The 24,910-nt window shown below is 60.6% G+C and carries 26 protein-coding genes; 4 read left to right on the top strand and 22 right to left on the bottom strand.

Features of this window, described 5'->3' with window-relative positions:
• Window positions 1-102: 102 nt before the first annotated feature.
• Window positions 103-651, bottom strand: coding sequence for an adenine phosphoribosyltransferase (locus HU739_RS08515; protein ID WP_007918333.1), 549 nt, complete (start codon window positions 649-651; stop codon window positions 103-105).
• A 75-nt stretch (window positions 652-726) separates the two neighbouring features.
• On the bottom strand, window positions 727-1,461 hold the full coding sequence (gene fnr / locus HU739_RS08510) for a fumarate/nitrate reduction transcriptional regulator Fnr (RefSeq protein WP_186550955.1): 735 nt from the start codon (window positions 1,459-1,461) through the stop codon (window positions 727-729).
• A 154-nt stretch (window positions 1,462-1,615) separates the two neighbouring features.
• On the opposite strand from fnr, the gene HU739_RS08505 reads away from it, so the two are divergent.
• Window positions 1,616-2,098: a hypothetical protein gene (locus HU739_RS08505; protein ID WP_186550956.1), complete on the top strand. Its 483-nt coding sequence runs from the start codon at window positions 1,616-1,618 to the stop codon at window positions 2,096-2,098.
• On the opposite strand, the gene hemN is transcribed toward HU739_RS08505, so the two are convergent.
• From hemN to ccoN (HU739_RS08430), 15 genes are all read right to left on the bottom strand, one after another.
• The gene (hemN, locus tag HU739_RS08500) at window positions 2,095-3,477 is read right to left on the bottom strand and encodes an oxygen-independent coproporphyrinogen III oxidase (RefSeq protein ID WP_186550957.1); all 1,383 of its coding nucleotides are present in this window, start codon (window positions 3,475-3,477) and stop codon (window positions 2,095-2,097) included. The genes HU739_RS08505 and hemN overlap by 4 nt on opposite strands.
• A 223-nt stretch (window positions 3,478-3,700) precedes the next feature.
• A complete protein-coding gene (locus HU739_RS08495) occupies window positions 3,701-4,384 on the bottom strand; it encodes a sulfite exporter TauE/SafE family protein (RefSeq protein WP_186550958.1) in 684 nt (227 codons plus the stop codon).
• Complete coding sequence (gene ccoS, locus HU739_RS08490; RefSeq protein WP_039763029.1) at window positions 4,377-4,589, bottom strand: cbb3-type cytochrome oxidase assembly protein CcoS; 213 nt, start codon at window positions 4,587-4,589, stop codon at window positions 4,377-4,379. Before ccoS ends, HU739_RS08495 begins: the two co-directional genes overlap by 8 nt.
• A gap of 22 nt (window positions 4,590-4,611) precedes the next feature.
• The gene (locus tag HU739_RS08485; RefSeq protein WP_186550959.1) at window positions 4,612-7,062 is read right to left on the bottom strand and encodes a heavy metal translocating P-type ATPase; all 2,451 of its coding nucleotides are present in this window, start codon (window positions 7,060-7,062) and stop codon (window positions 4,612-4,614) included.
• A 131-nt stretch (window positions 7,063-7,193) separates the two neighbouring features.
• Window positions 7,194-7,733, bottom strand: coding sequence for a FixH family protein (locus tag HU739_RS08480; protein ID WP_186550960.1), 540 nt, complete (start codon window positions 7,731-7,733; stop codon window positions 7,194-7,196).
• Window positions 7,734-7,744: 11 nt separating this feature from the next.
• Window positions 7,745-9,160: a cytochrome c oxidase accessory protein CcoG gene (gene ccoG, locus HU739_RS08475; protein WP_186550961.1), complete on the bottom strand. Its 1,416-nt coding sequence runs from the start codon at window positions 9,158-9,160 to the stop codon at window positions 7,745-7,747.
• Window positions 9,161-9,365: 205 nt separating this feature from the next.
• Window positions 9,366-9,578, bottom strand: a complete 213-nt coding sequence (locus tag HU739_RS08470; protein WP_186550962.1) for a hypothetical protein — start codon at window positions 9,576-9,578, stop codon at window positions 9,366-9,368.
• A gap of 143 nt (window positions 9,579-9,721) precedes the next feature.
• Window positions 9,722-10,705, bottom strand: a complete 984-nt coding sequence (gene ccoP / locus HU739_RS08465) for a cytochrome-c oxidase, cbb3-type subunit III (protein WP_186550963.1) — start codon at window positions 10,703-10,705, stop codon at window positions 9,722-9,724.
• Entirely contained in the window at window positions 10,702-10,887 is a 186-nt protein-coding gene (locus tag HU739_RS08460) for a CcoQ/FixQ family Cbb3-type cytochrome c oxidase assembly chaperone (RefSeq protein ID WP_003175465.1), read from the bottom strand. Before HU739_RS08460 ends, ccoP (HU739_RS08465) begins: the two co-directional genes overlap by 4 nt.
• A 5-nt stretch (window positions 10,888-10,892) precedes the next feature.
• On the bottom strand, window positions 10,893-11,501 hold the full coding sequence (gene ccoO / locus HU739_RS08455; RefSeq protein WP_007917161.1) for a cytochrome-c oxidase, cbb3-type subunit II: 609 nt from the start codon (window positions 11,499-11,501) through the stop codon (window positions 10,893-10,895).
• The gene (ccoN, locus tag HU739_RS08450) at window positions 11,501-12,943 is read right to left on the bottom strand and encodes a cytochrome-c oxidase, cbb3-type subunit I (protein ID WP_186550964.1); all 1,443 of its coding nucleotides are present in this window, start codon (window positions 12,941-12,943) and stop codon (window positions 11,501-11,503) included. The genes ccoO (HU739_RS08455) and ccoN (HU739_RS08450) overlap by 1 nt, the downstream gene beginning before the upstream one ends.
• A 481-nt stretch (window positions 12,944-13,424) precedes the next feature.
• The gene (gene ccoP, locus HU739_RS08445) at window positions 13,425-14,378 is read right to left on the bottom strand and encodes a cytochrome-c oxidase, cbb3-type subunit III (RefSeq protein ID WP_186550965.1); all 954 of its coding nucleotides are present in this window, start codon (window positions 14,376-14,378) and stop codon (window positions 13,425-13,427) included.
• Window positions 14,375-14,572: a cbb3-type cytochrome oxidase subunit 3 gene (locus HU739_RS08440; protein WP_186550966.1), complete on the bottom strand. Its 198-nt coding sequence runs from the start codon at window positions 14,570-14,572 to the stop codon at window positions 14,375-14,377. The genes ccoP (HU739_RS08445) and HU739_RS08440 overlap by 4 nt, the downstream gene beginning before the upstream one ends.
• A 5-nt stretch (window positions 14,573-14,577) precedes the next feature.
• Window positions 14,578-15,186, bottom strand: coding sequence for a cytochrome-c oxidase, cbb3-type subunit II (ccoO, locus tag HU739_RS08435; RefSeq protein ID WP_003223389.1), 609 nt, complete (start codon window positions 15,184-15,186; stop codon window positions 14,578-14,580).
• Window positions 15,187-15,196: 10 nt separating this feature from the next.
• The gene (gene ccoN, locus HU739_RS08430; RefSeq protein WP_186550967.1) at window positions 15,197-16,621 is read right to left on the bottom strand and encodes a cytochrome-c oxidase, cbb3-type subunit I; all 1,425 of its coding nucleotides are present in this window, start codon (window positions 16,619-16,621) and stop codon (window positions 15,197-15,199) included.
• Window positions 16,622-16,711: 90 nt separating this feature from the next.
• On the opposite strand from ccoN (HU739_RS08430), the gene HU739_RS08425 reads away from it, so the two are divergent.
• The gene (locus HU739_RS08425) at window positions 16,712-17,389 is read left to right on the top strand and encodes an alpha/beta family hydrolase (RefSeq protein ID WP_186550968.1); all 678 of its coding nucleotides are present in this window, start codon (window positions 16,712-16,714) and stop codon (window positions 17,387-17,389) included.
• A gap of 1,242 nt (window positions 17,390-18,631) precedes the next feature.
• A complete protein-coding gene (locus HU739_RS08420; protein ID WP_186550969.1) occupies window positions 18,632-18,985 on the top strand; it encodes a DUF6124 family protein in 354 nt (117 codons plus the stop codon).
• 203 nt (window positions 18,986-19,188) lie between these two features.
• Here HU739_RS08420 and HU739_RS08415 read toward each other — a convergent pair whose 3' ends face one another.
• The 3 genes from HU739_RS08415 to inhA form a co-directional block, all read right to left on the bottom strand.
• Window positions 19,189-20,754: a methyl-accepting chemotaxis protein gene (locus HU739_RS08415; protein WP_186550970.1), complete on the bottom strand. Its 1,566-nt coding sequence runs from the start codon at window positions 20,752-20,754 to the stop codon at window positions 19,189-19,191.
• 102 nt (window positions 20,755-20,856) lie between these two features.
• Entirely contained in the window at window positions 20,857-21,648 is a 792-nt protein-coding gene (locus tag HU739_RS08410) for a CPBP family intramembrane glutamic endopeptidase (protein WP_186550971.1), read from the bottom strand.
• Window positions 21,649-21,898: 250 nt separating this feature from the next.
• Window positions 21,899-22,585: an isonitrile hydratase gene (gene inhA, locus HU739_RS08405; protein WP_186550972.1), complete on the bottom strand. Its 687-nt coding sequence runs from the start codon at window positions 22,583-22,585 to the stop codon at window positions 21,899-21,901.
• 89 nt (window positions 22,586-22,674) lie between these two features.
• Between inhA and HU739_RS08400 the strand changes: the two genes are divergently transcribed.
• A complete protein-coding gene (locus HU739_RS08400) occupies window positions 22,675-23,655 on the top strand; it encodes a GlxA family transcriptional regulator (protein ID WP_186550973.1) in 981 nt (326 codons plus the stop codon).
• A 7-nt stretch (window positions 23,656-23,662) separates the two neighbouring features.
• Here the strand turns inward: HU739_RS08400 and HU739_RS08395 are convergent, their stop codons facing one another.
• Window positions 23,663-24,295: a BRCT domain-containing protein gene (locus tag HU739_RS08395; RefSeq protein ID WP_186550974.1), complete on the bottom strand. Its 633-nt coding sequence runs from the start codon at window positions 24,293-24,295 to the stop codon at window positions 23,663-23,665.
• A gap of 12 nt (window positions 24,296-24,307) precedes the next feature.
• Window positions 24,308-24,697 (bottom strand): hypothetical protein, encoded by a 390-nt coding sequence (locus HU739_RS08390; RefSeq protein ID WP_186550975.1) that lies wholly within the window; start codon window positions 24,695-24,697, stop codon window positions 24,308-24,310.
• Window positions 24,698-24,910: the final 213 nt, after the last annotated feature.

Here is a 24,910-nt window from a genome sequence, read left to right as displayed (position 1 = left end):
TGTAGCTGCCGGCCCCATCGCGAGCAGGCTCACTCCTACAGGGGAATGCGTTCCAACTTGTAGGAGTGAGCCTGCTCGCGATGGCGGCTAGAAGGGCGCTGCTTATTTGTCGGTCAACGCGAACTGCGTCAGGCAGAAGGTAGGAATGCCCATATCCTCAAGTCGCTGCGAACCTTGCAACTCTGGCAAGTCGATAATCGCCGCCGCTTCATGCACGCGCGCACCCATGCGGCGAATCAGATTGGCCGCTGCGATCAGCGTGCCGCCGGTGGCGATCAAATCATCGAACATCACCACCGAATCGCCTTCGCACAGGCTGTCGGCGTGGACTTCCAGAAACGCTTCGCCGTATTCGGTCGCGTAACCTTCGGCCAGCACGTCGGCCGGCAGTTTGCCCTGTTTGCGGAACAGCACCAGCGGCTTGTTCAACTGATAGGCCAATACCGAACCGATCAGAAAACCACGGGCATCCATCGCACCGATGTGGGTGAAGTCGGCTTCGACATAGCGGTGGGCGAAGCTGTCCATCACCAGGCGCAGGGCCGTTGGCGACTGGAACAGTGGGGTAATGTCGCGAAAGATCACACCCGGTTTCGGGAAGTCGATCACGGGGCGGATCAGGGATTTGATGTCGAAGGAGTCGAAGACCATCGGGGTGTCCTGGCAGGGCTGCAAACGGCGCAGTATACCCGCGGCTGAAACGATTCGCTCAACCGCGGGTCGTGATCAGCCGTCGATCGAGCCACCGGCCAGGGCGCACAGCTGAATCGGGTCGAGGATGTGGATCTCTTTGCCCTCGGCGGCGATCAGCTCGTTCTGCTGGAAGCGCGTGAACACCCGCGACACGGTTTCCACCGCCAGGCCCAGGTAGTTGCCGATTTCATTGCGCGACATGCTCAGGCGGAACTGATTGGCCGAGAAGCCGCGGGCACGGAAGCGCGCCGACAGGTTGACGAGGAAGGTGGCGATGCGCTCGTCGGCGGTTTTCTTCGACAGCAGCAACATCATTTGCTGGTCGTCGCGGATCTCACGGCTCATCACGCGCATCAACTGACGGCGCAGTTGCGGCAGTTGCAAGGCCAGTTCATCAAGACGTTCGAAGGGGATTTCGCAGACCGAGGTCGTCTCCAGCGCTTGAGCCGACACCGGGTGTTTCTCTGTGTCCATACCGGACAGTCCGACCAGTTCGCTCGGCAAGTGGAAACCCGTCAGTTGCTCCTCGCCGCCGTCGCTGAGGCTGAAGGTCTTCAGGGCGCCGGAGCGTACTGCATAAACGGAATCGAACGTGTCGCCCTGACGGAACAGGAACTCGCCCTTTTTCAACGGGCGGCCGCGTTTAACGATTTCGTCCAGCGCATCCATGTCTTCCAGATTCAAAGAAAGTGGCAGGCAGAGAGGGGCCAGGCTGCAATCCTTGCAATGGGCCTGGTTGTGAGCGCGCAGTTTAACTGGCTCGGACATTTCTTAAATCCTTGTGGGAAAACACACATAAGCCGTAAGGGTAACTCACGGGAGGACATTCAGGCCAGCGTGCAACGACGTTGTCCTACAGGCATAAAGCCGCAGCCCCGGCGGCCGATAAACCGGTATCAGAACGCACGGAAGGAAGGATTCGATGAGCGCCATTGGCACGCTGAACCCCGGTAATCATGGCGTTGCAGCGTTGCCGGAGGGTCTGAATAATGACTCCGCCGTTGACCGCGACGCCGATTCTTCAACACAGGCAACCCCGACCTTGGTCGAGGGCGTCAAAGTGTCGCTGTCCGGTGCTGCCATTGCAAAATCCGCCGCGGTCGGCGGCGAAAACAGCGACATCGACAACAGCGGCTTGCCGGAGAACATCCAGCAGTTACTGAAAATGATCCGCAAAATACAAAAAGAGATTGTCGAGAAGAAAGCCCGCATGGCGGCTGTGATGTCCGACAAGACCCTGTCCAATGAAGAAAAAACCAACAAGCTCGCCGCGCTGCGTGGTGCCATCGCAGCCTTGAGCAGTGGCCTGATCACCGCCAACCTTGCCCTGTCCAAGGTGATGAATCAGTCGGCGTTGACCCCGGATCAAAACTTCAAGGTCGGCTCGCTCCTGACCAAGCCTTAGATTACCCGCGAGAAGCGCTGGCGGTTCTGCTGCTCAAGGTAGGCATCGAACACCATGCACACCGAGCGCACCAGCAGGCGTCCGGCCGGCAACACCTCGATGCATTCGCGTTCGAGTCTGATCAGGCCATCCTCGGCCATACTCTGCAGTTGCGGCCATAGCGCGCCGAAATAGCCCTGAAAATCGACATTGAATTGCTGCTCGATGGTGGCGAATTCCAGCCTGAAGTTACAGATCAGTTGCTGGATCACCGCGCGGCGCAGGCGATCGTCGGCGTTGCACACCAGGCCGCGACTGGTGGCCAGTTGCGCGCTGGCGAGGGTGTTTTGATAGGCGTTGAGATCGCTGCTGTTCTGGCAGTACAGATCGCCGATCTGGCTGATCGCCGAAACCCCCAGGCCAATCAGGTCGCAATGACCGTGAGTGGTGTAGCCCTGGAAGTTGCGTTGCAGGGTGGCTTCTTCCTGGGCGATCGCCAGTTCGTCGTCGGGCAGGGCGAAGTGGTCCATGCCGATGTAGCGATAGCCGGCGGTCGTGAGCTGTTCAATGGTGCGCTGGAACATCTCCAGTTTTTGCGCCGGGCTCGGCAACTCGCTGCTGTTGATGCGCCGCTGCGGCATGAAGCGCTCCGGCAGATGCGCATAGTTGAACACCGAGAGCCGGTCCGGTTGCAGGCTGATCACTTCGTCGACAGTGCGGGCGAAGTTGTCCGGGGTCTGCTTCGGCAAGCCGTAGATCAAATCAATGTTGATCGAGCGAAATTGCAATGTGCGCGCAGCGTCGATCACCGCGCGGGTTTCTTCCAGGCTTTGCAGGCGATTGACCGCACGCTGCACCGCCGGGTCGAGGTCTTGCAGGCCGATGCTGACGCGGTTGAAACCCAGTTCACGCAACAGGCCCATGGTCGACCAGTCGGCTTCACGCGGGTCGATCTCGATGCCGTAATCGCCAGAGTCGTCCTCCAGCAGGTTAAAGTGCTTGCGCAAGTGTGCCATCAATTGGCGCAGTTCGTCGTGGCTGAGAAAAGTCGGGGTACCGCCGCCGAAATGCAGCTGCTCGACTGTCTGCGCGGGGTCGAGGTGGCAGGCGACCAGCTGGATTTCCTGCTCCAGCCGTTGCAGATACGGCTGTGCACGGCCGCGATCCTTGGTGATGACTTTGTTGCAGGCGCAGTAGTAGCAGATGTTTGCGCAGAACGGCACATGCACATAAAGCGACAACGGCCGCAGGGCTTTGCGGCTGTCGCGCAGGGCGTGGAACAGGTCGAAGGTGCCGACCTGACCGTGAAATTGCACGGCCGTGGGATACGAGGTGTAGCGCGGCCCCGCCAGGTCATAGCGGCGGATCAAATCGGTGTCCCAACGAATGGCGTCGAGCATGCGGGCATTCCCCCCGGATAGGCTGGCAGTGTGGCGAGTCTATCGGGGTGCGGCGATGGGGCTGTTGATTTGCATCAACAGTGCTCGGAAGTGTCCCTGTGGCGAGGGGATTCATCCCCGTTGGGGCGCGAAGCGCCCCCTTCTTTTCTCCAGTCATACTTTGTAGACCGATTTACGACTGCTGCGCAGCCGAACGGGGATGAATCCCCTCGCCACAGAATAATCAGTGGCCCATCAACCAATGCTGATGCGGTCCAGGCAGGGTCCAGAGGCCAAAAAGGATGACCAGCAAGCCGCCAGCCATGCGTACGCTGCGTTTGCGCAGGATCGCCGTGACCCGTTCGGCCGCCAGCCCGGTGGCCAGCAGCACCGGCCAGGTGCCGAGACCAAACGCGAGCATCAGCAACGCACTGTCCAGCGCATTGCCCTGACTCGCGCTCCACAACAACGTGCTGTAAACCAGCCCGCACGGCAGCCAGCCCCACAACGCGCCGAGCAGCAGGGCACGCGGCACACTCGACACCGGCAGCAAGCGATTCGCCACGGGCTGGATATAGCGCCACAACCCCCGCCCGAGGGATTCGATGCGCGTGAGGCCGCTCCACCAACCCGCGAGATACAAGCCCATCGCGATCAGCAGCAACCCGGCCACTACCCGCATGAACAACGCCGCCGGGCTGTTTGCCAGCGCCCAGCCGGCCAGCCCGATCAACAACCCTGCCGTGGCATAACTGAGAATCCGCCCCAGGTTGTAGGCCAGCAACAAGCGAAAGCGTCGGCTGCGCTGTTCCTTGGGAATCGCCAGGGTCAAGGCGCCCATCAAGCCACCGCACATGCCCAGGCAATGTCCGCCGCCGAGCAGGCCGAGGATCAGCGCCGAGACCAGTAGCGGCGCCAGTTCAAGCATGGGGTGGCGCCTTGTCGTCCGGTTTGCCGGCGTTGGCTTCGTCCACCGCAGCGGTGTGGTTCGGGTCCTGATCATCGAAGAGGATGCTGTGGGCGGGGCCGTCGAGGTCGTCGTACTGGCCGCTGTCCACCGCCCAGAAGAAGATGTACACGGCGATGGCTACGATCAGCAGGGCCGCGGGGATCATCACGTAGAGAGCTGGCATCTGTACTCCAGGCCCGTGCGGCTCAGGCCGGCAATGGGCGGGTTTCTGACGAGGTGTGCGCGGCTGGCGCGCCCGGCACGCGAGTCAGGCGCAGGGCGTTGAGCACCACGGTCAGCGAACTGATCGACATGCCGACGGCGGCCCAAACCGGAGTGATCCAGCCGAGGGCGGCGAACGGCAACATGAGGCCATTGTACAGCGCAGCCCACAACAGGTTCTCGATGATCACCCGGCGGGTACGTCGCGCCAGGCTGAAGGCTTGCACCAAGGCGTCGAGGCGGTTGGACAGCAGCACCGCGTCGGCGCTGGTTTTCGCCAGATCGGTGGCCGAACCCATCGCCACGCTGATGTCCGCAGCGGCGAGCACCGGCACATCGTTGACGCCGTCGCCGAGCATCAGCACTTTGCGACCCTGCTGGTGCAGTTGCTGCAGCACTTGCAGTTTGTCATCCGGGCGCAAGCCGCCGCGGGCCTCATCAATACCCAGTTCGGCGGCGACGCTGGCGACCATCGGCGAGCTGTCCCCGGACAACAGCAGTGTGCGCCAGCCACGTGCCTTGCACGCCGCAAGTAGGGCGGGGGCGTCGTCGCGCAAGCGATCATCGAGGACGAACCAGGCCAGCGGGCCGTCAGTGTCCGCGAGCAGCAACCATTGCCCGGCTTCATCGGGCATCAACGGTACCGGCGCGCCGCTCGGGGCGCAGGCAAATGCTGCCTGGCCGATGCGCAAACGCTGGCCGTCCACCACGCCTTCCAGACCCAGCCCCGGCGTGCTGTGGACTTCTTCAGCGGCCAGCGGGGCGCGGCCGAACGCTCGGGCAATGGGGTGTTCCGAACGGTTTTCCAGGGCGGCGGCAAGGCTCAGGCATTGATCGCTGTCGAGGCCACCGAGAGGGCGAATCGAGCGCAGGACCAGACGGCCTTCGGTCAGGGTGCCGGTCTTGTCGAAAATCACCGTATCGATTTGATTGAGGCCTTCAAGCACATGACCGCGGGTCAACAGCAGGCCGAGTTTGTGCAGCGTGCCGGTGGCGGCGGTGAGTGCGGTTGGCGTCGCCAGCGACAGCGCGCAGGGGCAGGTCGCGACCAGCATGGCGAGGACGATCCAGAACGCCCGCGAAGCATCCAGCTGCCACCACAACAGGCCGATGGCCGCCGCTGCAATCAGCGACAGCAACAGAAACCATTGCGCGGCGCGGTCGGCGATTTCTGCCAGGCGTGGTTTTTCCGCCTGGGCGCGGTCGAGCAGGCGGACAATTGCGGACAGGCGCGTGTCCTGTCCCAACGCCTGCACTTCGACCGTCAATGCGCCTTCGACGTTGAGCGTGCCGGCAGTCACCGCATCGCCCACGGTTCGTGCTTGCGGCAGGTATTCGCCGGTCAGCAGCGATTCGTCGATGCTGGACTGGCCGTCGATGATTTTGCCGTCAGCCGGCAGAATCGAGCCGGGCTGCACCAGAATCCGCTCGCCCAGGCGCAGCTCGCTGAGCAGGATGCGTTCGCTCTGGCCGTTCGCATCAAGACGCAGGCACGAGGCCGGCAACAGATTTACCAGTTGCGCGGTGGCGGCGGCGGTGCGTTCGCGGGCGCGGCGTTCCAGATAACGCCCGGCCAAAAGAAACAGCGCGAACATGCCGACCGCATCGAAGTACAGCTCGCCAACCCCGGTGATCGACGTCCAGATCCCAGCGATATAAGCGCTGCCGATCGCCAGGGAAACGGACACATCCATGGTCAGGTGACGGGTGCGCAAATCGCGCATCGCGCCTTTGAAGAACGGTGCGCAGCTGTAGAACACGATCGGCGTGGTCAGAAACAGCGCGACCCAGCGCAGGATCGTGTGCAGCTCCGGGCTGAGATCAATGTTGAATTCCGGCCAGGTGGCCATGGTCGCCATCATTGCCTGGAACCACAGCAACCCGGCGACGCCGAGCTGGCGCAGGGCCAGGCGATTCTCGCTGGCCAGTTGTTCGCTGGCGCGGTCGGCTTGGTAGGGATGGGCGGCGTAGCCGATATGGCGCAGTTCGGCGAGCAACTGGCTCAGCGGCAATTGCGCGTCGGCCCAGCTGACGTGCAGACGATGGTTGGACAGGTTCAGTCGCGCCTCGGCGACCGCCGGCAGCGTGCGCAGGTGTTTCTCGATCAGCCAGCCACAGGCGGCGCAACTGATGCCTTCCATCAACAGAGTGGTTTCGGCCAGATCGCCTTCGTGGCGGACGAAGGGTTGTTGCACGTCGGCGCGGTCGTACAGCGCCAGTTCATCGCTCAGTTGCACCAGCAGAGCCTCGGGATTGGCCGAGGCTTCGCTGCGATGCTGGTAGTAGCTTTCCAGACCGCCGGCGACGATGGCTTCGGCCACGGCCTGACAGCCCGGGCAGCAGAATTCGCGGGACTGCCCGAGTACGACGGCGGTGAAGCGGCTGCCGGACGGGACGGGCAGGGCGCAGTGGTAGCAGGGAAGTGGGGTGGTCATCATGTCGTTCCGATCGTTCCCACGCTCCGCGTGGGAATGCCTCCCCGGACGCTCCGCGTCCGCTTCGGCTGGGACGCGGAGCGTCCCTGGCTGCGTTCCCACGCGGAGCGTTGGAACGATCAGAGTAAGGCTTATTTTTTCAGGTCTTCTGCGCCCTGCAATGGCTCATCGCCCAGCAGCAGATCCTTGTCATGACTGACCAGTTCTTCTTCAAACATACGCCACACGTGGTCATCCTGACTGCCGAGCAGTTCGACAAACCGACGTCCCTCGACCTTATCACCGAGTTGGCCGATGTAGCGCCCGGTTTCACTGTCGCTGCGGGTCAGGACGATCTTGCGGTCCTTCTCCGGCTGGGTTGGCGATATCAGATTCAACTCCAGGGTTTGCGGCTGGCTGTCACCGCTCAGGCGCAGGTCGACTTCGCCGGTGACGCCGTCCAGATGCACGTTGGCGCGCATCTTCAGGTTCTGCGCCAGTAACTCACGGTCCAGCGAACGGTTGATGCCTTTGCCTGCTTCGTAATAGTTGTCGTTGACCAGATTGTCCGGGTTGTTGACCGCAATCGTCACCATGGACAGGGTCAGGGTCACCGAGCAGGCCAGAATCGCGATGATGATCCATGGCCAGAGGTGCTTGTACCAGGGACTTGCAGCGTTTGCAGCGGGCATGTGCAGTTCTCTCAACGGATTTGTGGGCCGATGAATCGGCTCTTGGCTTCAACGTGAACGCTGTCGTCATCGGCGTCCCTGAGGATGAATTTCACCTCGTTGGTGCTCGATGGCAGTTGCTCCGGTGCGCTCGACAACTCGACCGGCATGCTGACGATATCCCCGGCGGCGACCTTGATCTCGCGCTTGCCTTGCAGGCGCAGGTCCGGCAGGCCTTCAGCTTCCAGCACATAGGTATGATCGTGCTGATCCTTGTTCATGATCTTCAGGCTGTAGACGTTTTCGATCCGGCCTTCGGCGTTTTCGCGGTACAGCACGCGGTCTTTGCTGACGTCGAAACCGACCAGCGAGCGCATGAAGAACGCGGCGACCAACAGACTGATCATCGCCAGCAACACCAGCGCATAGCCGATCAGGCGTGGCCGCAGTTTATGGGTTTTCTGCCCGGACAGGTTGTGTTCGGTGGTGTAGCTGATCAATCCGCGCGGGTAGTCCATCTTGTCCATGATGCTGTCGCAGGCATCGATGCACGCCGCGCAGCCAATGCACTCGATTTGCAGGCCGTCGCGGATGTCGATGCCGGTCGGGCAGACCTGCACGCACATCGTGCAGTCAATGCAATCGCCCAGACCCAGGGCCTTGTAGTCGACGCCTTTCTTGCGCGGGCCACGGCTTTCGCCCCGGCGCGGGTCGTAGGAAACGATCAGCGTGTCCTTGTCGAACATCACGCTCTGAAAACGCGCGTAAGGACACATGTAGATGCACACCTGCTCACGCAACCAACCGGCATTGCCGTACGTGGCGAGGGTGAAAAAACCGACCCAGAAATACGACCAGCCATCGGCCTGGCCGGTGAAGAACTCGATGACCAGCTCGCGGATCGGCGAGAAGTAACCGACGAAGGTCATGCCGGTGACAAAACCGATCAGCAGCCACAGCGAGTGCTTGGCCAGTTTGCGCATGAATTTATTTGCGCTCATCGGCGCCTTGTCGAGCTTGATGCGCTGGTTGCGGTCGCCCTCGGTGACTTTCTCGCACCACATGAAAATCCAAGTCCACACGCTTTGCGGGCAGGTGTAGCCGCACCAGACGCGACCGGCATACACGGTGATGAAGAACAGGCCGAACGCGGCAATGATCAACAGGCCCGAGAGCAGGATGAAATCCTGCGGCCAGAACGTAGCGCCGAAGATGAAGAACTTACGCTCCGGCAGGTTCCACCACACCGCCTGATGGCCGCCCCAGTTCAGCCACACCGTGCCGAAATACAACAGAAACAACGCCGCACCGCCAAGCATCCGCAGATTGCGGAACAGGCCGGTGAAGGCGCGGGTGTAGATTTTTTCTCGTGAGGCGTAAAGATCGACGCTGTTGCTCGGGTTTTTACTCGGCGGCGTGACGTCGTGTACCGGAATCTGATTGCTCATCATTGCATCCCACGGCAGTGGAAAAATGCCTCGGTCGATACGTGCCAACCAAGGTCAAAAAGGGCTGTTGCAGTGGCGCAATGATACGCCTGCAGCTCTGGCTCAAGGGTGCGACCTTTGGTCGCGTTGGGGAAAACCAATTGATGGTGTAGTGACTTGGATCAATTGACTTATGAAGTATGGTCGAACTTTTGGGACAAGCGGTTCAGTCAAACGCTTGCCTGGTGAAGATTAATCCACGCTCAACAAAGAAATCGATGTCGTTCTCTGGCATGCGTAACAAGTCGGCGATATTTGCTATTTGCACTGGTGTGCAAGGCACGGGCACCTGTTCAGAGAGTTCGGCGCCTAACCCTTTCTCATCGGTTTTTGTGTTCCGCTTCCTTTGTGCCGGCATTTGTTCTGATCGGTTATCCATGATTGATCTCCTCTGAATTATTGCGGGATTGAAGGTATCCAGTATCGCCTTTACGCGCAAACCGCTTGATGCTTCTGCTCAAACAAAACGGCCCCGCCAATTCCCATTGGCGGGGCCGTCTCGTATTGCTTCAGGCGCAGGCTTTACTCGGCCTCCGCCTCCGGTGCTTTTTCGCCGTGGGAAAGGCTATACACATACGCCGCCAACAAGTGCACCTTGTCGTTACCCTGCAGTTGTTCCTGCGCAGGCATCTGGCCCTGACGGCCGTAGCGGATGGTCTGCTGCAGTTGCGCGAAGCTCGATCCGTAAATGAACGCGCCCGGATGGGTCAGGTCAGGTGCGCCCATCGCTGGCGTGCCTTTGCCGGCCGGGCCGTGGCAAGCCACGCAGTTGGCGGCGAACAGTTTCTGGCCGTTGGCCGGATCGGCCTTGGCGTCTTCCGGCAGTTTGCGGCCATCCAGGTTGGTCACTACATAAGCCGCGACATCAGCCACGCCTTGCTCACCGATCACCTCCGCCCATGCCGGCATCACCGCGTGACGGCCGCCCATGATGGTGGTCTTGATGGTTTCCGGCTCACCGCCCCAGCGCCAGTCGGCGTCGGTCAGGTTGGGGAAACCGTAGGCGCCCTTGGCGTCGGAACCGTGGCACACGGAGCAGTTGGAGGCGAACAGACGACCGCCCATTTTCAGTGCTTGCGGATCCTTGGCGACTTCTTCGATCGGCATGGCGGCGAACTTGGCGAAGATCGGACCGAACCTGGCGTCCGAACGCGCCATTTCCTTTTCCCATTCGTGCACGCCGGTCCAGCCGGTCTGGCCGTTGGCGAACGCGGTCTGCTTTTCCGTATCGAGATAGTTGTAGCCCGGCAGCAGGCCCTTCCAGTTGCCCAGGCCTGGATACAGCACCAGGTAACCCAAGGCAAAAATGATGGTGCCGACGAACAGCATGAACCACCATTTCGGCAGCGGGTTGTCGTACTCCTCGATCCCGTCGAAGGAGTGGCCGACCGTCTCGTCCGTCTGTTCGCTGCGCTGGCCCTTGCGGGTCGACAGCAGCAGCCAGGTCAGGGCGAAGATCGTACCGAGACTGAGGACTGTGACGTACAGACTCCAGAATGTAGTCATTCTTTGTTACTCCTAGAAGCTTGCTCGACGTGCTTGATGGCTTCGGGATCATCCGCAAAAGGCAGCAAGGTCGCGTCTTCAAACTCCGACTTGCGCTTGGGGCTGAACACCCACAACGCCAGACCGATAAAGGCCACCATCACGACAACGGTGCCCAGGCCTCGAATCATCCCGATATCCATCAGATTCACCGTTTGCTTTTGATGATGGTGCCCAGGCCTTGCAGATAGGCCACCAGCGCGTCCATTTCGGTTTTGCCCTTCACGGCATCCTGTGCACCGGCGATGTCTTCGTCGGTGTAAGGCACGCCGAGGGTGCGCAAGACTTCCATTTTTTTCGCGGTTTCCTTGCCGTCGAGCTTGTTTTCCACGAGGAACGGGTAAGCCGGCATTTTCGACTCAGGCACCACGTTGCGCGGGTTGTACAAGTGCGCACGCTGCCAGTCATCGGAGTAACGACCGCCCACACGGGCCAGGTCCGGGCCGGTACGTTTGGAACCCCACAGGAATGGGTGGTCCCAGACACTTTCACCGGCAACCGAATAGTGGCCATAGCGTTCGGTTTCAGCGCGGAACGGACGGATCATCTGCGAGTGGCAGCCGACACAACCGTTGGCGATGTAGACGTCGCGGCCTTCCAGTTCCAGCGCCGAGCGTGGCTTCATGCCCTCGACCGGCTTATTGGTGACGTCCTGGAAGAACAGCGGAACAATTTGGGTCAGACCACCGACGCTGACGGCGATCACCATGAAGAAGGCCAGCAGGCCAATATTCTTCTCGACAGCTTCATGCTTCATCAGTGAGCTCCAACGACGGCAATCTTGGCGGCGGCTTCGGCTTCAACCGGGTCCGACGCACGTACGGTGCGGTACACGTTGTACGCCATAAGCAGCATGCCGCTGGCGAAGAACGCACCGCCCAGCGCACGGACAATGAAGCCCGGGTGGCTGGCCTGCAGCGCTTCGACGAACGAATACGTGAGGGTGCCGTCATCGTTGATGGCGCGCCACATCAGGCCCTGAGTGATGCCGTTGACCCACATCGAGGCGATGTAGAGCACGGTGCCGATGGTGGCGAGCCAGAAGTGCGCGTTGATCAGCCCGGTGCTGTGCATCTGCGCACGGCCGAACAGTTTCGGGATCATGTGGTAGATCGCGCCGATCGAGATCATCGCTACCCAGCCGAGCGCGCCGGCGTGTACGTGGCCGATGGTCCAGTCGGTGTAGTGCGAGAGCGAATTGACGGTCTTGATGGCCATCATCGGACCTTCAAAGGTCGACATGCCGTAGAACGCCAGCGACACCACGAGGAAACGCAGGATCGGGTCGGTGCGCAGCTTATGCCAGGCGCCCGAGAGGGTCATCATGCCGTTGATCATGCCGCCCCAGCTTGGCGCCAGCAAAATGATCGACATCGCCATGCCCAGCGATTGTGCCCAGTCCGGCAGGGCGGTGTAGTGCAGGTGGTGCGGGCCGGCCCAGATGTACAGGGTGATCAGCGCCCAGAAGTGCACGATCGACAGGCGATAGGAATAGATCGGACGTTCGGCCTGTTTCGGCACGAAGTAGTACATCATCCCGAGGAAACCGGTGGTGAGGAAGAAGCCCACCGCGTTATGGCCGTACCACCACTGAATCATTGCGTCGGTGGCGCCCGAATAAGCCGAGTACGACTTGAACAGGCTGACCGGCAGCGACATGTGGTTGACGATGTGCAGCATCGCGGTCACGACGATGAACGCGCCGTAGAACCAGTTGCCGACATAGATGTGCTTGGTTTTGCGCTTGGTGATGGTGCCGAAGAACACCAGACCGTAGGTGACCCAGACAATCGCCAGCAAAATGGCCAGCGGCCATTCCAGTTCGGCGTATTCCTTGGTGGTGGTGTAACCCAGCGGCAAGGTAATGATGGCGCCGACGATGACCGCTTGCCAGCCCCAGAACGTGAAGGCCGCGAGGCTGTCGGAGATCAGTCGCGTCTGGCAGGTTCGCTGCACGACATAGTAGGAAGTGGCGAACAGTGCACAACCACCGAAGGCAAAAATCACCAGGTTTGTGTGCAACGGGCGCAAGCGTCCAAAGCTCGTCCACGGCAGACCGAAGTTCAATTCCGGCCAGACCAGTTGCGAGGCAATGAAGACACCGAGCCCCATGCCAAGGATCCCCCAGACCACCGTCATGATGGCGAACTGGCGGACTACCTTATAGTTATAAGCAGTCGGACTGATTGCTGTGCTCATTCTAAGGTTCCACGGTTTGGGTGTTTTATTAGGATTAAAATCGGCCGCAAGTATGCAGAGAGCAGGGGGTCATTGCAACGCGCCATGACCTGGGTCAATGCTTTCCAACGCTGATTCTGCGGCCTTTCCATGCGCCGCGTAGGGTCAAAAATGACCGCTGACAAAATGTCGCACCGAGCGAAAAAAACCAGCGCTGCGGATCGCGGTCGACGGCGCATCTTCATGCGTCGTGATCGGGGGATGAAGGGCAATCGGCGCAACAGCCGTTATCCATCAGCGTTTGCGGCGAATCTGTCAGCCGGTTCATCGAACGCATCGCTCGGGATTGATCTGAAAACCGACGCTGGCCGGTCCGCTTCGATGAAGCGTAGACCCGATTCCGGGGATTCGAAAGGAGAGGTTGCCAGGGGTGCGACAATGCGTCGCAAAGGGGTGGGAAACTGCCGCAGCGAGAAAGCTGCGGCAGCGATGTGCGCAATTACTATTTTTTGCTGTCTTCAGTTATTAGTTTTTCTGTATTCAATCCATGGCTTAAACTGTAGACATAAGCGGCAAGCAATTGCACTTTATCGTTGCCCAGCAATTCATTCTGCGCTGGCATGTGGCCCTGGCGACCATGGCGAATGGTCTGTTCCAGTTGGGTCAGACTGGTGCCATAAATGAAGCCCGCCGGATGGGTCAGGTTTGGCGCGCCCATGGCGGGCGTGCCCTGGCCGGTGGCGCCATGACAAGCTACGCAAGTGATGCTGAACGCCTGTTGCCCGGCTTGCAGGTCCGCCTTGCTGTCGGCGGGCAGCGGCAGGCCGGCCAGTTCATGGCGCACATACGCGGCAACGTTTTTCACCCCGGCCTCGCCGAGTACTTCGCCCCAGGCCGGCATTGCCGCCATCCGCCCGCCCATGATCGTGGTCTTGATCGTCTCGGCGTCGCCGCCCCAGCGCCAGTCGCTGTCGGCGAGGTTAGGGAAACCGAACGCGCCCTTGGCATCCGAGCCGTGGCACACCGAGCAGTTGGAAGCGAACAGGCGACCGCCCATTTTCAGCGCCTGCGGATCCTTGGCCACTTCTTCCAACGGCATCGCCGCGAATTTGGCGAAGATCGGGCCGAATTTGGCGTCGGCCTTGTTCATTTCCTTTTCCCACTCGTGAACGCCGGTCCAGCCGTCCTCGTAACCCGGCAGGATACCTTTCCAGTTGCCCAGGCCCGGATACAGAATCAGATAGCCCACCGAGAACACCAGCGTGCCGGCGAACAGCATGAACCACCACTGCGGCAGCGGGTTGTCGTACTCCTCGATGCCGTCGAAGCTGTGGCCCATGGTCTGGTCGACGCTGCCCTTGGTCTCGCCCCGGCGCGTGCCGATCAGCAGCCAGGTCAGGCCGATCAGGCTGCCAATGGTCAGTACGCAGATCCACGTACTCCAGAAGGTGGTCATGGCCGGGTACTCCTTGTTTCAGGGGTGGAAATTGTTTCGGGTTGCGGTTCGTCGGCAAACGGCAGCAGGCGCGCTTCGGCGAATTCCGGGGTGCGCTTGCGGTTGAACACCCACAGGGTCAAACCGACAAACGCGACAAACACCACGACCGTGCCGAGGCCGCGGATCAGGCCTGCACTCATTTCAATGATCATCGTGCTCACCTCTTGCTCTTGATCGCAGTGCCGAGCACTTGCAGGTAGGAGACGAGCGCGTCCATTTCAGTCTTGCCCTTGAGGCTGGCGACCGCGCCGCTGATGTCGTCGTCGGTGTACGGCACGCCGAGGGTGCGCATGGTTTTCAGCTTGGTTTCGGTGTGGCTGCTGTCGACCGCCTGCGTGACCAGCCACGGGTAGGCCGGCATCTTCGATTCCGGCACCACGTTGCGCGGGTTGTACAAGTGCGCGCGGTGCCAGTCATCCGAGTAGCGCGCGCCCACGCGGGCAAGGTCCGGCCCGGTGCGTTTCGAACCCCACAGGAACGGGTGATCCCAGACGCTTTCGCCGGCCACCGAATAGTGCCCGTAGCGCTCGGTTTCGGCGCGGAACGGGCGGATCATCTGCGAGTGGCAACCGACGCAGCCTTCGCGGATATAGATGTCGCGACCTTCCAGTTGCAGCGCGGTGTAGGGCTTCATGCCTTCCACCGGTTTGTTGGTGACGTCCTGGAAAAACAGCGGGACGATCTGGGTCAGGCCGCCGATGCTCACGGCGAACACCATCAGCAGCATCAGCAGGCCGACGTTCTTTTCAATCGTTTCGTGTTTCATGGCGGACTCCTCAGGCCATCTGCGCGGCAGCAACGACGTCAGCAGGCTGCGAGGCCCGCACGGTGCGCCAGGTGTTGTAAGCCATCAGCAACATGCCACTCAAGAAAATCGCCCCGCCGACCAGTCGCACAACAAAGCCCGGATGGCTGGCCACCAGGGTTTCAACGAAGGAGTACGTCAGCGTGCCGTCCTCGTTGACCGCGCGCCACATCAGGCCCTGGGCGATGCCGTTGACCCACATCGAGGCGATGTAGAGCACGGTGCCGATGGTCGCCAGCCAGAAATGCGCGTTGATCAGACCGATGCTGTGCATCTGCGCTCGGCCGAAGATTTTCGGGATCATGTGGTACAGCGCGCCGATGGAAATCATCGCCACCCAGCCGAGGGCGCCGGCGTGTACGTGGCCGATGGTCCAGTCGGTGTAGTGGGAGAGGGCGTTCACAGTCTTGATGGCCATCATCGGCCCTTCGAAGGTCGACATGCCGTAGAACGCCAGCGACACCACGAGGAAGCGCAGGATCGGGTCGCTGCGCAATTTATGCCAGGCGCCCGAGAGGGTCATCATGCCGTTGATCATGCCGCCCCAGCTCGGCGCCAGCAGAATCAGCGACATCACCATGCCCAGCGACTGCGCCCAGTCCGGCAGCGCGGTGTAGTGCAAGTGGTGCGGACCGGCCCAGATGTACAGGGTGATCAGCGCCCAGAAGTGCACGATTGAGAGGCGATACGAATACACCGGCCGCTCGGCCTGTTTCGGCACGAAGTAATACATCATGCCGAGGAAGCCGGCGGTGAGGAAAAAGCCCACGGCGTTGTGGCCGTACCACCACTGCACCATGGCGTCGGTGGCGCCGGCGTACAGTGAGTAGGATTTAGTGAGACTCACCGGCAACTCAAGGTTGTTGACGATGTGCAGAATCGCCACGGTGATGATGAACCCGCCGAAAAACCAGTTGCCCACGTAGATGTGCTTGGTCTTGCGCTGCATGATCGTGCCGAAAAACACAATCGCGTAGGCGACCCAGACGATAGTGATCAGGATGTCGATCGGCCATTCCAGCTCGGCGTATTCCTTGGAACTGGTGTAACCCAGCGGCAGGCTGATCGCCGCCAGCAGAATCACCAGTTGCCAGCCCCAGAAGCAGAACGCGGCGATTTTTGGTGCAAACAATTGCGTCTGGCAGGTGCGTTGTACCGAGTAGAAAGAGCTGGCGAACAGCGCGCAGCCACCGAAGGCGAAGATCACCGCGTTGGTGTGCAGCGGGCGCAGACGGCCGAAACTGGTCCAGGGCAAATTGAAGTTGAGTTCGGGCCAGACCAATTGCGCCGCGAGAAAAACCCCGAGGCCCATGCCGACGATGCCCCACACCACCGTCATAATGGCGAATTGGCGGACCACCTTGTAGTTGTAGGCGGTACTGATAGAAGTGTTCATGGTTCCCCATCCACGGTTCAGCCGAAGTGAGCGCGCGAACGGCGCGAATCCTTCGTCTGGAGTTATAGGCAGACTAAAAGCGAGGCAAGCATGGACAAACAGCACAAGGCCAGTATTGACGGGGATCAATGGGCGCAGTGTGTGCGTGATCATGGGTGGCTTTGGGATGCCGCCACGGGTAAGGCTTCGGCGACTCTGATTCTGGCGCACGGGGCGGGGGCGCCGATGGACAGTGACTGGATGTCGGATATGGCTGGGCGTCTTGCTGCGCTGGGTATCAACGTATTGCGCTTTGAGTTTCCGTATATGGCGCAGCGGCGGGTGGATGGTGTCAAGCGTCCGCCGAATCCTGCGCCGAAATTGCAGGAGTGCTGGCGGGAGGTGTATGGCGAAGTGCGGCGTCATGTCGCTGGGGTTTTGGCGATTGGCGGCAAGTCGATGGGCGGGCGGATGGCGAGTCTGGTGGCGGATGAGTTGGGGGTGGATGCGCTGGTGTGTCTGGGGTATCCGTTTTATGCGGCGGGGAAACCGGAGAAGCCGCGGGTTGAGCATTTGGCTTCGTTGCGTACGCGGGCGTTGATTGTGCAGGGGGAGCGGGATGCGCTGGGTAATCGTGAGGCGGTTGAGGGGTATTTGTTAGCGTCGGGGATTGAGGTGTTTTGGCTGGTGGCGGGGGATCATGATTTGAAGCCGTTGAAGGTTTCCGGGTTTACCCATGAACAGCATTTGGCTAGCGCCGCGCAGGCGGTGGCTTGTTTTTTTCGTTGATTTTTCGGGTGTATATCCGTTGCTGCGGTAAGGGCCACTTAGGGTTCCGCCCTTACGGCGGGTCACTTTTTCCAGACGCCGAAAAAGTAACCAAAAAGGCTTGCTCCTACGTTCGGCCCGCTCGCTGGGGCTCGGGGTTCCTTCGCTCCGGGATCGATCCGGGCGCAGCGTTTCCGGTTTGCTTCGCTGCACCTCCTTCCGCTGTGTACGACTGCGTCGTACGGTCGCTGCGCTCCCACGCCCGGATCAATCCCTGCGCTCAGCCTTCCGAAGTCGCCCGTGGATCAAGATCAAGAGCGGTACTCGAGCTAACGCTCATTGTTGAGTGGGGCGGCTTCGCCGCGGGCAGCTGCGCTGCTTTGCTTTTGTCTTTGTGGGAGCGAGCCTGCTCGCGAAGGCGGCCTGGCAGCCGACCTGATTCTTCCTGATGTACACCGCCCCCCTTGTAGGAGTGAGCCTGCTCGCGAAGGCGCCTGCCGGCCGACAGATTTCTATCATAGACACTCGATCCAAATGTGAGCTGCCGAAGGCTGCGATCTTTTGATCTGGCTCTGGCTCTGGCTCTGGCTTTTGATCTCCTGCCCCTTCGGCAGGCCGAGCGTAGGTGTTCATCAGGGGGTTAGGCGCGTAGCGCCATGCGGCGAAGCCGCATACATCGGGAGGAGGTGCAGCGAAGCCAACCGGAGACGATGCCCCCTGATGGACACCGTAGCGAGGGTACCCCGAGCCCCAGCGAGCGGGCCGTACGCCGGGGGCAAAGCCTTTTGGTTCCTTTTTGGCGTTTGAAAAAGGGACTCGCTGTAAGAGCGAAACCATAAGGAACCGTTACCGCAGCAACGGATATGCCCCCAATCCTGATCCCCACAAACGCGCCGCTTAAACATAACCCCGCAAACCCGTTTACAAGACACCAGCCGTTACGCCACAACGGCTACAACTCCTTGCGCCGTTGCCTACGCGTACGCCAGAATCCGCCGGCTTACGCGGTTAGGCGGTGGGCTATATCGTTTGTCTGTCACTGAAAAACAGTGATGGGGTTTGGTAGCCCGCGTCGAAACCGTTGTATAGCGTCACCGTATGCAGTCCCGATTCGGGACTCGGCTTTTATGGTGGGCATGCGTGGGGCTCCTTTGCGAGCGCCGGGTTTCCCGTTTCGACCGGTCTACCAACCTGCGTATGGCCACCACCCTTCGTTTGGTAGCGAGGGTGCTGGCTCCCGATATCCGAAACTGGAGCACGCCCATGTTCAAAGTAACCCCCAACCCGCCAATCCCCCACGACCGCGCGCTCGATCCGCAAAAAGTCAAAGAAGCCACCGACCGCGCCCTCGATTACTACCTCAGGCCCGAAGACCTGGCAGCACCGCCAGGTTCGCCAAAATATCGCCCCGTCTATGTTGTCGATCCTTCGCTGGATGACGAGATCCTGTTGATCGAGGCCTGCGAGTCGCTTTCATACGCGCATGCCATGGCCGGTAACATCGCCAATTCAATAGGCGGCCCGGAACGCAAACCACTGCTGGCGCTGCAACAGGTGATCATGCTGAACGAACTGTTGGTCAATCGACTGTTGGATAAGCTGAAGTTGCCTCAATAATTTCGCTGGCTGTTATGGCCTATTCGCGAGCAGGCTCACTCCTACAGGGGATCGTGATCAGGCACACAATCTGTGGCCGCCGCGAATCCAGTGTAGGCCTTCGCCTGCTCGCGAAAGCGCTCTATCGGACACCGTCAATTTCAGCAGGCAACAAAAAACCCGGAAGCTCCCGCCCTCCGGGTTTTTTGTTGCCGCCAGAACCGTCAGCGGTTAAACCGCGCCACCAACGAATACTGTGTATTCGCAGTCTTGGTCAGTTCTTCACTCAGCAACGCCGAGTTATGCGCCTGTTCCGAGGTCTGATCCGCCAACTCCGAAATATTGCTGATGTTGCGGCTGATTTCTTCAGCCACCGCACTTTGTTCTTCGGTCGCCGCGGCGATCTGGGTGGTCATGTCGGTGATGTTGGCGACCGCTTCGCTGATGCCGACCAGTGCCTGATCCGCTTCCAGCACCCGCGCCACGCCTTCTTCGGCCTGGCGATGCCCGGCTTCCATGGTTTGCACGGCGCTAGACGCGGTCTGTTGCAGCTTGGCGATCAGCGCATGGATCTGCCCGGTGGATTCGCTGGTGCGTTGCGCCAGTTGGCGGACTTCGTCAGCCACAACCGCGAAGCCGCGACCCATCTCGCCAGCACGCGCCGCTTCGATGGCGGCGTTGAGGGCGAGCAGGTTGGTCTGGTCGGCGATGCCTTTGATCACGTCGACCACGCCGCCGATTTCGTCGCTGTCCTTGGCCAGTTGTGTCACGGTCAGGCCGGTTTCGCCGACGACCACGGACAGGCGCTGAATGGCTTCGCGGGTTTCGCCAGCGATGTCGCGGCCGCGGCCGGTCAGGCGATTGGCTTCCTGGGTGGCGTCAGCGGTGCGTTGCACGTGGCTGGCGACTTCCTGGGTGGTGGCGGCCATCTGGTTGACGGCGGTAGCGACCTGTTCGGTTTCCACGCGCTGGCGTTCCAGGCCGGTCGAGCTGTTGTGTGCCAGGGCATCGGACTGCTTGGCCTGATCGGTCAAGTGTTCGGCGGTGTCCTGCAGACGGGTCAGGCAGGTTTTCAGGCGGGCTTCCTGGCTGAGGATCGACATTTCCAGACGCGCCTGCGCGCCACGGCTGTCGGTGTACATCTGCGCGATCAGCGGGTCAGAGGTGGTCTGCTCGGCCAGGCGCAGCAGACGCTTGAGTCCGCGTTGCTGCCATTGCAGGCCCATCAGGCCCAGCGGCACCGACAGAGCGGCGGCGAGGGCGAAGCCCCACTGCGAGTTCAGCGTCGCGCCGATCATGAAGCTCAACTGGCTGACCAGAATGAACGGCAGCCAGTCCTGCAGGATCGGCAGCCATTTGTCCGTCGAAGGAATCGCCGACTTGCCCTGATTGATGCGTTGGTAGAGCGCTTCGGCGCGGCGGATCTGTTCGGCGGTGGGCTTGACGCGCACCGACTCGTAACCGATCACCTGGCTGCCATCAAACACCGGTGTGACATAGGCGTTAACCCAATAGTGGTCACCGGATTTGCAGCGATTCTTGACAATGCCCATCCATGGCAAGCCTTGTTTCAGTGTGCCCCACATGTGCGAAAACACCGCCGACGGCACGTCAGGGTGACGGACCAGATTGTGCGGCGCGCGGATCAGTTCCTCCCGCGAAAACCCGCTGATTTCAACGAACGCGTCGTTGCAGTAGGTGATCACGCCCTTGGCATCGGTGGTGGAGATCAACCGTTGCTGAGCTGGAAAGGTCCGCTCGCGTTGTGTAATGGGCTGGTTGTTACGCATGGTTTTTCAATCCGCAAGGCTTTGAAAGGTTGTCGGCGCTGACAGGTTTTTATTGAAGTTTTTTTTCAGATTTAAGTAGGCCGTCGCAAAACGGCGCTTGCATCAACTGGCCAGCATCGGATAGGTGAAAAGACCGAAGTGCAGCAGATTCAGGCCGAAATGCGTGGCGATCGCCGCGCCCAGTCCGCCGAAACGGTAGGCCAGACCATAGCCGACCCCGGCCAGTCCCGCCAGCAACACCCAGGTCCAGCCAGCGCCGGCGTGCACCAAACCAAACAACAGCGAAGCCGACAGCAGCGCGAGGTTGTCGCCGTAGGGCAGGTGTTTGAGGCGACGACTGAGTCCGCCCTGTAGATAGCCGCGAAACAGCGCCTCCTCGACCAGCGTCACCAGCAGCAGATTGTTCAGCACCCACAGCCAGGCCTGATCAGGCCACTTCGGCGCCCAAGTGATCACGCCGAGCAACAATGCGCCGCCGAGGGCGAGGACCGCGCTCAGGGTCAGGGCGAGGGCGGTGGCATAGACGCTCAGGCGCAACGAACGTCGCGCGACAATCCAGGGGCAGACCAGCAACAGCCAGAAGCCAATCAGCGGTTTGTCGAGGTTGAGGTACATCGCGAATGGCACAGCATCGTCCGTGAAACGTTGCGGGTCGATGGCGCGACCGTTGGCGAAACCTGGCAGCCAGTGCATCGCCAGCGCGAGAGCCAGCACGATAAACAGGCCATGGCCGAGCCAACGCGCAACCGGCACCTGTTGCTGGCGCACAGCGAACGCGGCGAATAACAAAAGCCCGACAGAGATCAGTGCCAGCCAGCCGAGCTGGCCGTAGCTCAGGGCCAATCCGTAACCGAGGCCGAGAAGCCCGAGATAGAGCCATGGCAACGCCTTCATCGAAAGTCCTTGTGCGAAATTCTGGAAGGGGCTTTCTACACGGGCGAGGGGTTGGGGACAAGTGAAGGTGTGGCGGGGATGGGGAGCGTCGCAAATCTGACGGTTCGACACAAAACCCATTGTGGGAGCGGGCTTGCTCGCGAAAGCGGTGTGTCAGTCAGCCTATCTGTATCTATGACACCGCATTCGCGAGCAAGCCCACTCCCACATTGGCTGATTATTTCAATCAGAAATCGGTGGGCGTTCGGGATCAGCGCAGGTTGAGTCTGGCAGCCGCGCGCTCGGTAATCTCCGTGCGCAACTTCAACGAAGGCGCCGCGCGCAACCGCGCTTCATCGACAATCGCACTCGGCGCGACCTCGGGGCTACCCGAATTGAACGGCGGCGCCGGGGCATATTCCAGCTGCAATTGCACCAGTTGCGCCGTGTCGGCATCGACCAGTTCCGCCGCCAGCACCAGGGCGAAATCGATCCCGGCGGTAATCCCGCCACCGGTAAACAGATTGCCGTCGCGAACCACCCGATCCTTCACCGCAATCGCCCCCAGCGTCGGCAGCAGGTCGTGATACGCCCAATGCGTGGTCGCGCGTTTGCCCTTCAGCAGGCCGGCCGCGCCAAGCACCAGAGAGCCGGTGCACACCGAGGTCACATAACAGGCCTGTGCGGCCTGACGTTTGATGAAGTTCAGCGTTTGTTCATCCTCCATCAGCGGCCCGACACCGCCACCGCCGGGCACGCAGATCACGTCCAGGCAAGGGCAGTCTTCAAACGTTGTCGTCGGTTTGAGCAGCAGGCCGGTGCTGGCGGTGACCGGCATCAGGTCCTTCCAGACCAGATGCACCTGCACGCCCGGCAGCGAGGCCAGCACGTCGTACGGGCCGGTCAGGTCGAGTTGCTGGACCTGCGGAAACAACAGAAAACCGATCTGCAACGTCATGGTGTTTTTCTCCATTGAGGGGGTGGACGGCTTGACTGTAGTCGCGTAGGTTCTGGCGCATACGCCAATCACCCCACGAATTACGCCAAATGCCCAAAGCCATTCACGTTCTCGCGTTCGCCAACATGCAGATCCTCGATGTCACCGGGCCATTGCAAGTGTTCGCTTCGGCCAACGATCTTGCCCGTCAGCGCGGCTTGCCGACGCCTTATGCGCCAAGCGTGATTGCCAGCGAGGGCGGGGCGGTGATGTCGTCGGCGGGTCTGGCGGTGCTGGCTGAACCGTTGCCGACGGCGCCCAGCGACACGTTGATCATCGCCGGTGGCTGGGGTATTTATCCGGCGGCTGAAGATGCGCCATTGGTACATTGGGTGCGCGAACATGCCGCTGGCTGCCGCCGCGTGGCCTCGGTATGCACCGGCGCTTTTCTGCTGGCGGCCAGTGGCTGGCTCGACGGCCGCCGCGTGGTAACGCACTGGACGCGTTGCGAACAACTGGCGCAGCAACATCCCAGGCTGCGCGTCGAAGCCAATCCGATTTTCATCAATGACGGCCCGGTGTGGACCTCGGCCGGGGTCACGGCCGGCATTGATCTGGCGCTGGCGATGGTCGAAGAGGACCTCGGTCGCGACATCGCTCTGGACGTCGCCCGGCACTTGGTGGTGTTCCTCAAACGACCCGGTGGGCAGTCACAGTTCAGCGTCACGCTGTCACTGCAACATCAGGGCAACCGTTTCGATGAACTGCACGCCTGGATCGCCGAGAACCTTATGTGCGACCTCGGCATTCCCACGCTGGCCGAACAGGCCGGCATGAGCGAACGCAGCTTCATCCGCCACTACCGCGCCGACACCGGCCAGACCCCGGCGCGCGCGATCGAGTTGATTCGCGTGGAAACCGCAAGACGCTTGCTAAGCGACACCGGGCTGCCGGTCAAACGCATCGCAGCCAATTGCGGGTTTGGCAGTGAAGAAACACTGCGGCGCAGTTTTCTCCGTGCTATTGGCGTCACGCCACAGGCCTATCGCGAGCGGTTTTCAGTCAGCGCTGCGGATCACGCAGCATCTTGAAATCGACTTATCCGAACAACACTTTCGACCAGTGATCTTCGCCAATAATAGCGATCGGTATACCGTTTTCTCTCAGCTCAACGGCTTTTTTAATCTTGAGGCCGTAGCTACTGTGGAGCCATTGTTCGTTGCCGATGTTGCCGACGACGAGATAGTGAACCTTCTTACTGACGGAACTACCGATCAGTCCACCTCGCTCGACAATCAAGGATTCACATTCCTTGCGTGGTCCATACGACATTACGCCGGTGAACAAGAACACTCGATTAGGCAAACTTAGTTCTGGGGCGGGAGTATCGAAAGGAAGGCTCGTCGGCGCATATGACATTGTTGCGGCGCCGACGGGCAAACCAGTGAATTGATGGAGCAGTCCCAACAGTTCCACAGACTCGTCGGCATCCAGTACCCCATCGTTAAGCATGCTGGCCAGACGTCTATAGAGAATGTTTACCACCGGATCTTCCAGATGGATCAAGTGCGTTTCAATCCAATTCTTGAGGAACTCGGCTTCTTGCTGATTAATTTTGCCGTCCGCCGCAAGCCCGACTGCGATACCTGCGAGTGCGTCTGCTGAACGCCTGTCAATCCGCGCTTCGTGGAAGAAGCGGCTGTTTTGAAATTCCTGATGTAAGTCGACCATCCCTGCCTCTCCTTAAGCCTCAACTTCCGCCACCTGATTGAAATACTTGGTCCGATCCGGGGTAAACGTCACTTTCATTTTCGTCCGCGAGCATGTCAGCGAACGTTCCTCAGCCAAATCTATATCCAGATCTTCACCACGTAAGCCCTGCCACTGCGCGAGATATTTCAGCGAGCCGTATTTCTCGTTTTTCTTCAGGCTGCGACTGACGCCACCTTTCCAGCCGAGCACCGGCAATTCGCCTGCAAGGCATCGTTGAGCGAGATCGGGAAAGCGCTCGGCACGCTGGCGGCCGATTTCCCAGCATTTGATCAGGCCTTGATCGGCGGCTTCCCAGAGCTGGGTGCGGGTCAGCCCGGTGCGAAGAGGGGAGTCGATGCTGCGCTGGACGTGGTGAGGCATTCCGGTTCCTTGAATTCGGGGGTGGTTGGACAGCTCCGCTGTGCCCGTTGCGTTGGATGGTAGGTGCGGATGTAACCGCTGGCAACAGGGTATTTCCGGGTGTGACTGCAAGTTGCAGGGGGGAGAATAGTCCAAGGGATGTTGAGGCGGTGTAATCCCCATGAGACGCGCGTTTTGTGGCGAGGGAGCTTGCTCCCGCTCGGCTGCGCAGCA

Origin of the sequence: Pseudomonas hamedanensis (genome assembly GCF_014268595.2) — a bacterium.
GTDB classification, from domain to species: domain Bacteria; phylum Pseudomonadota; class Gammaproteobacteria; order Pseudomonadales; family Pseudomonadaceae; genus Aquipseudomonas; species Aquipseudomonas hamedanensis.
The sequence above is the reverse complement of the archived record's forward strand: the minus strand, read 5'-3'. Positions and strand labels throughout refer to the sequence as shown.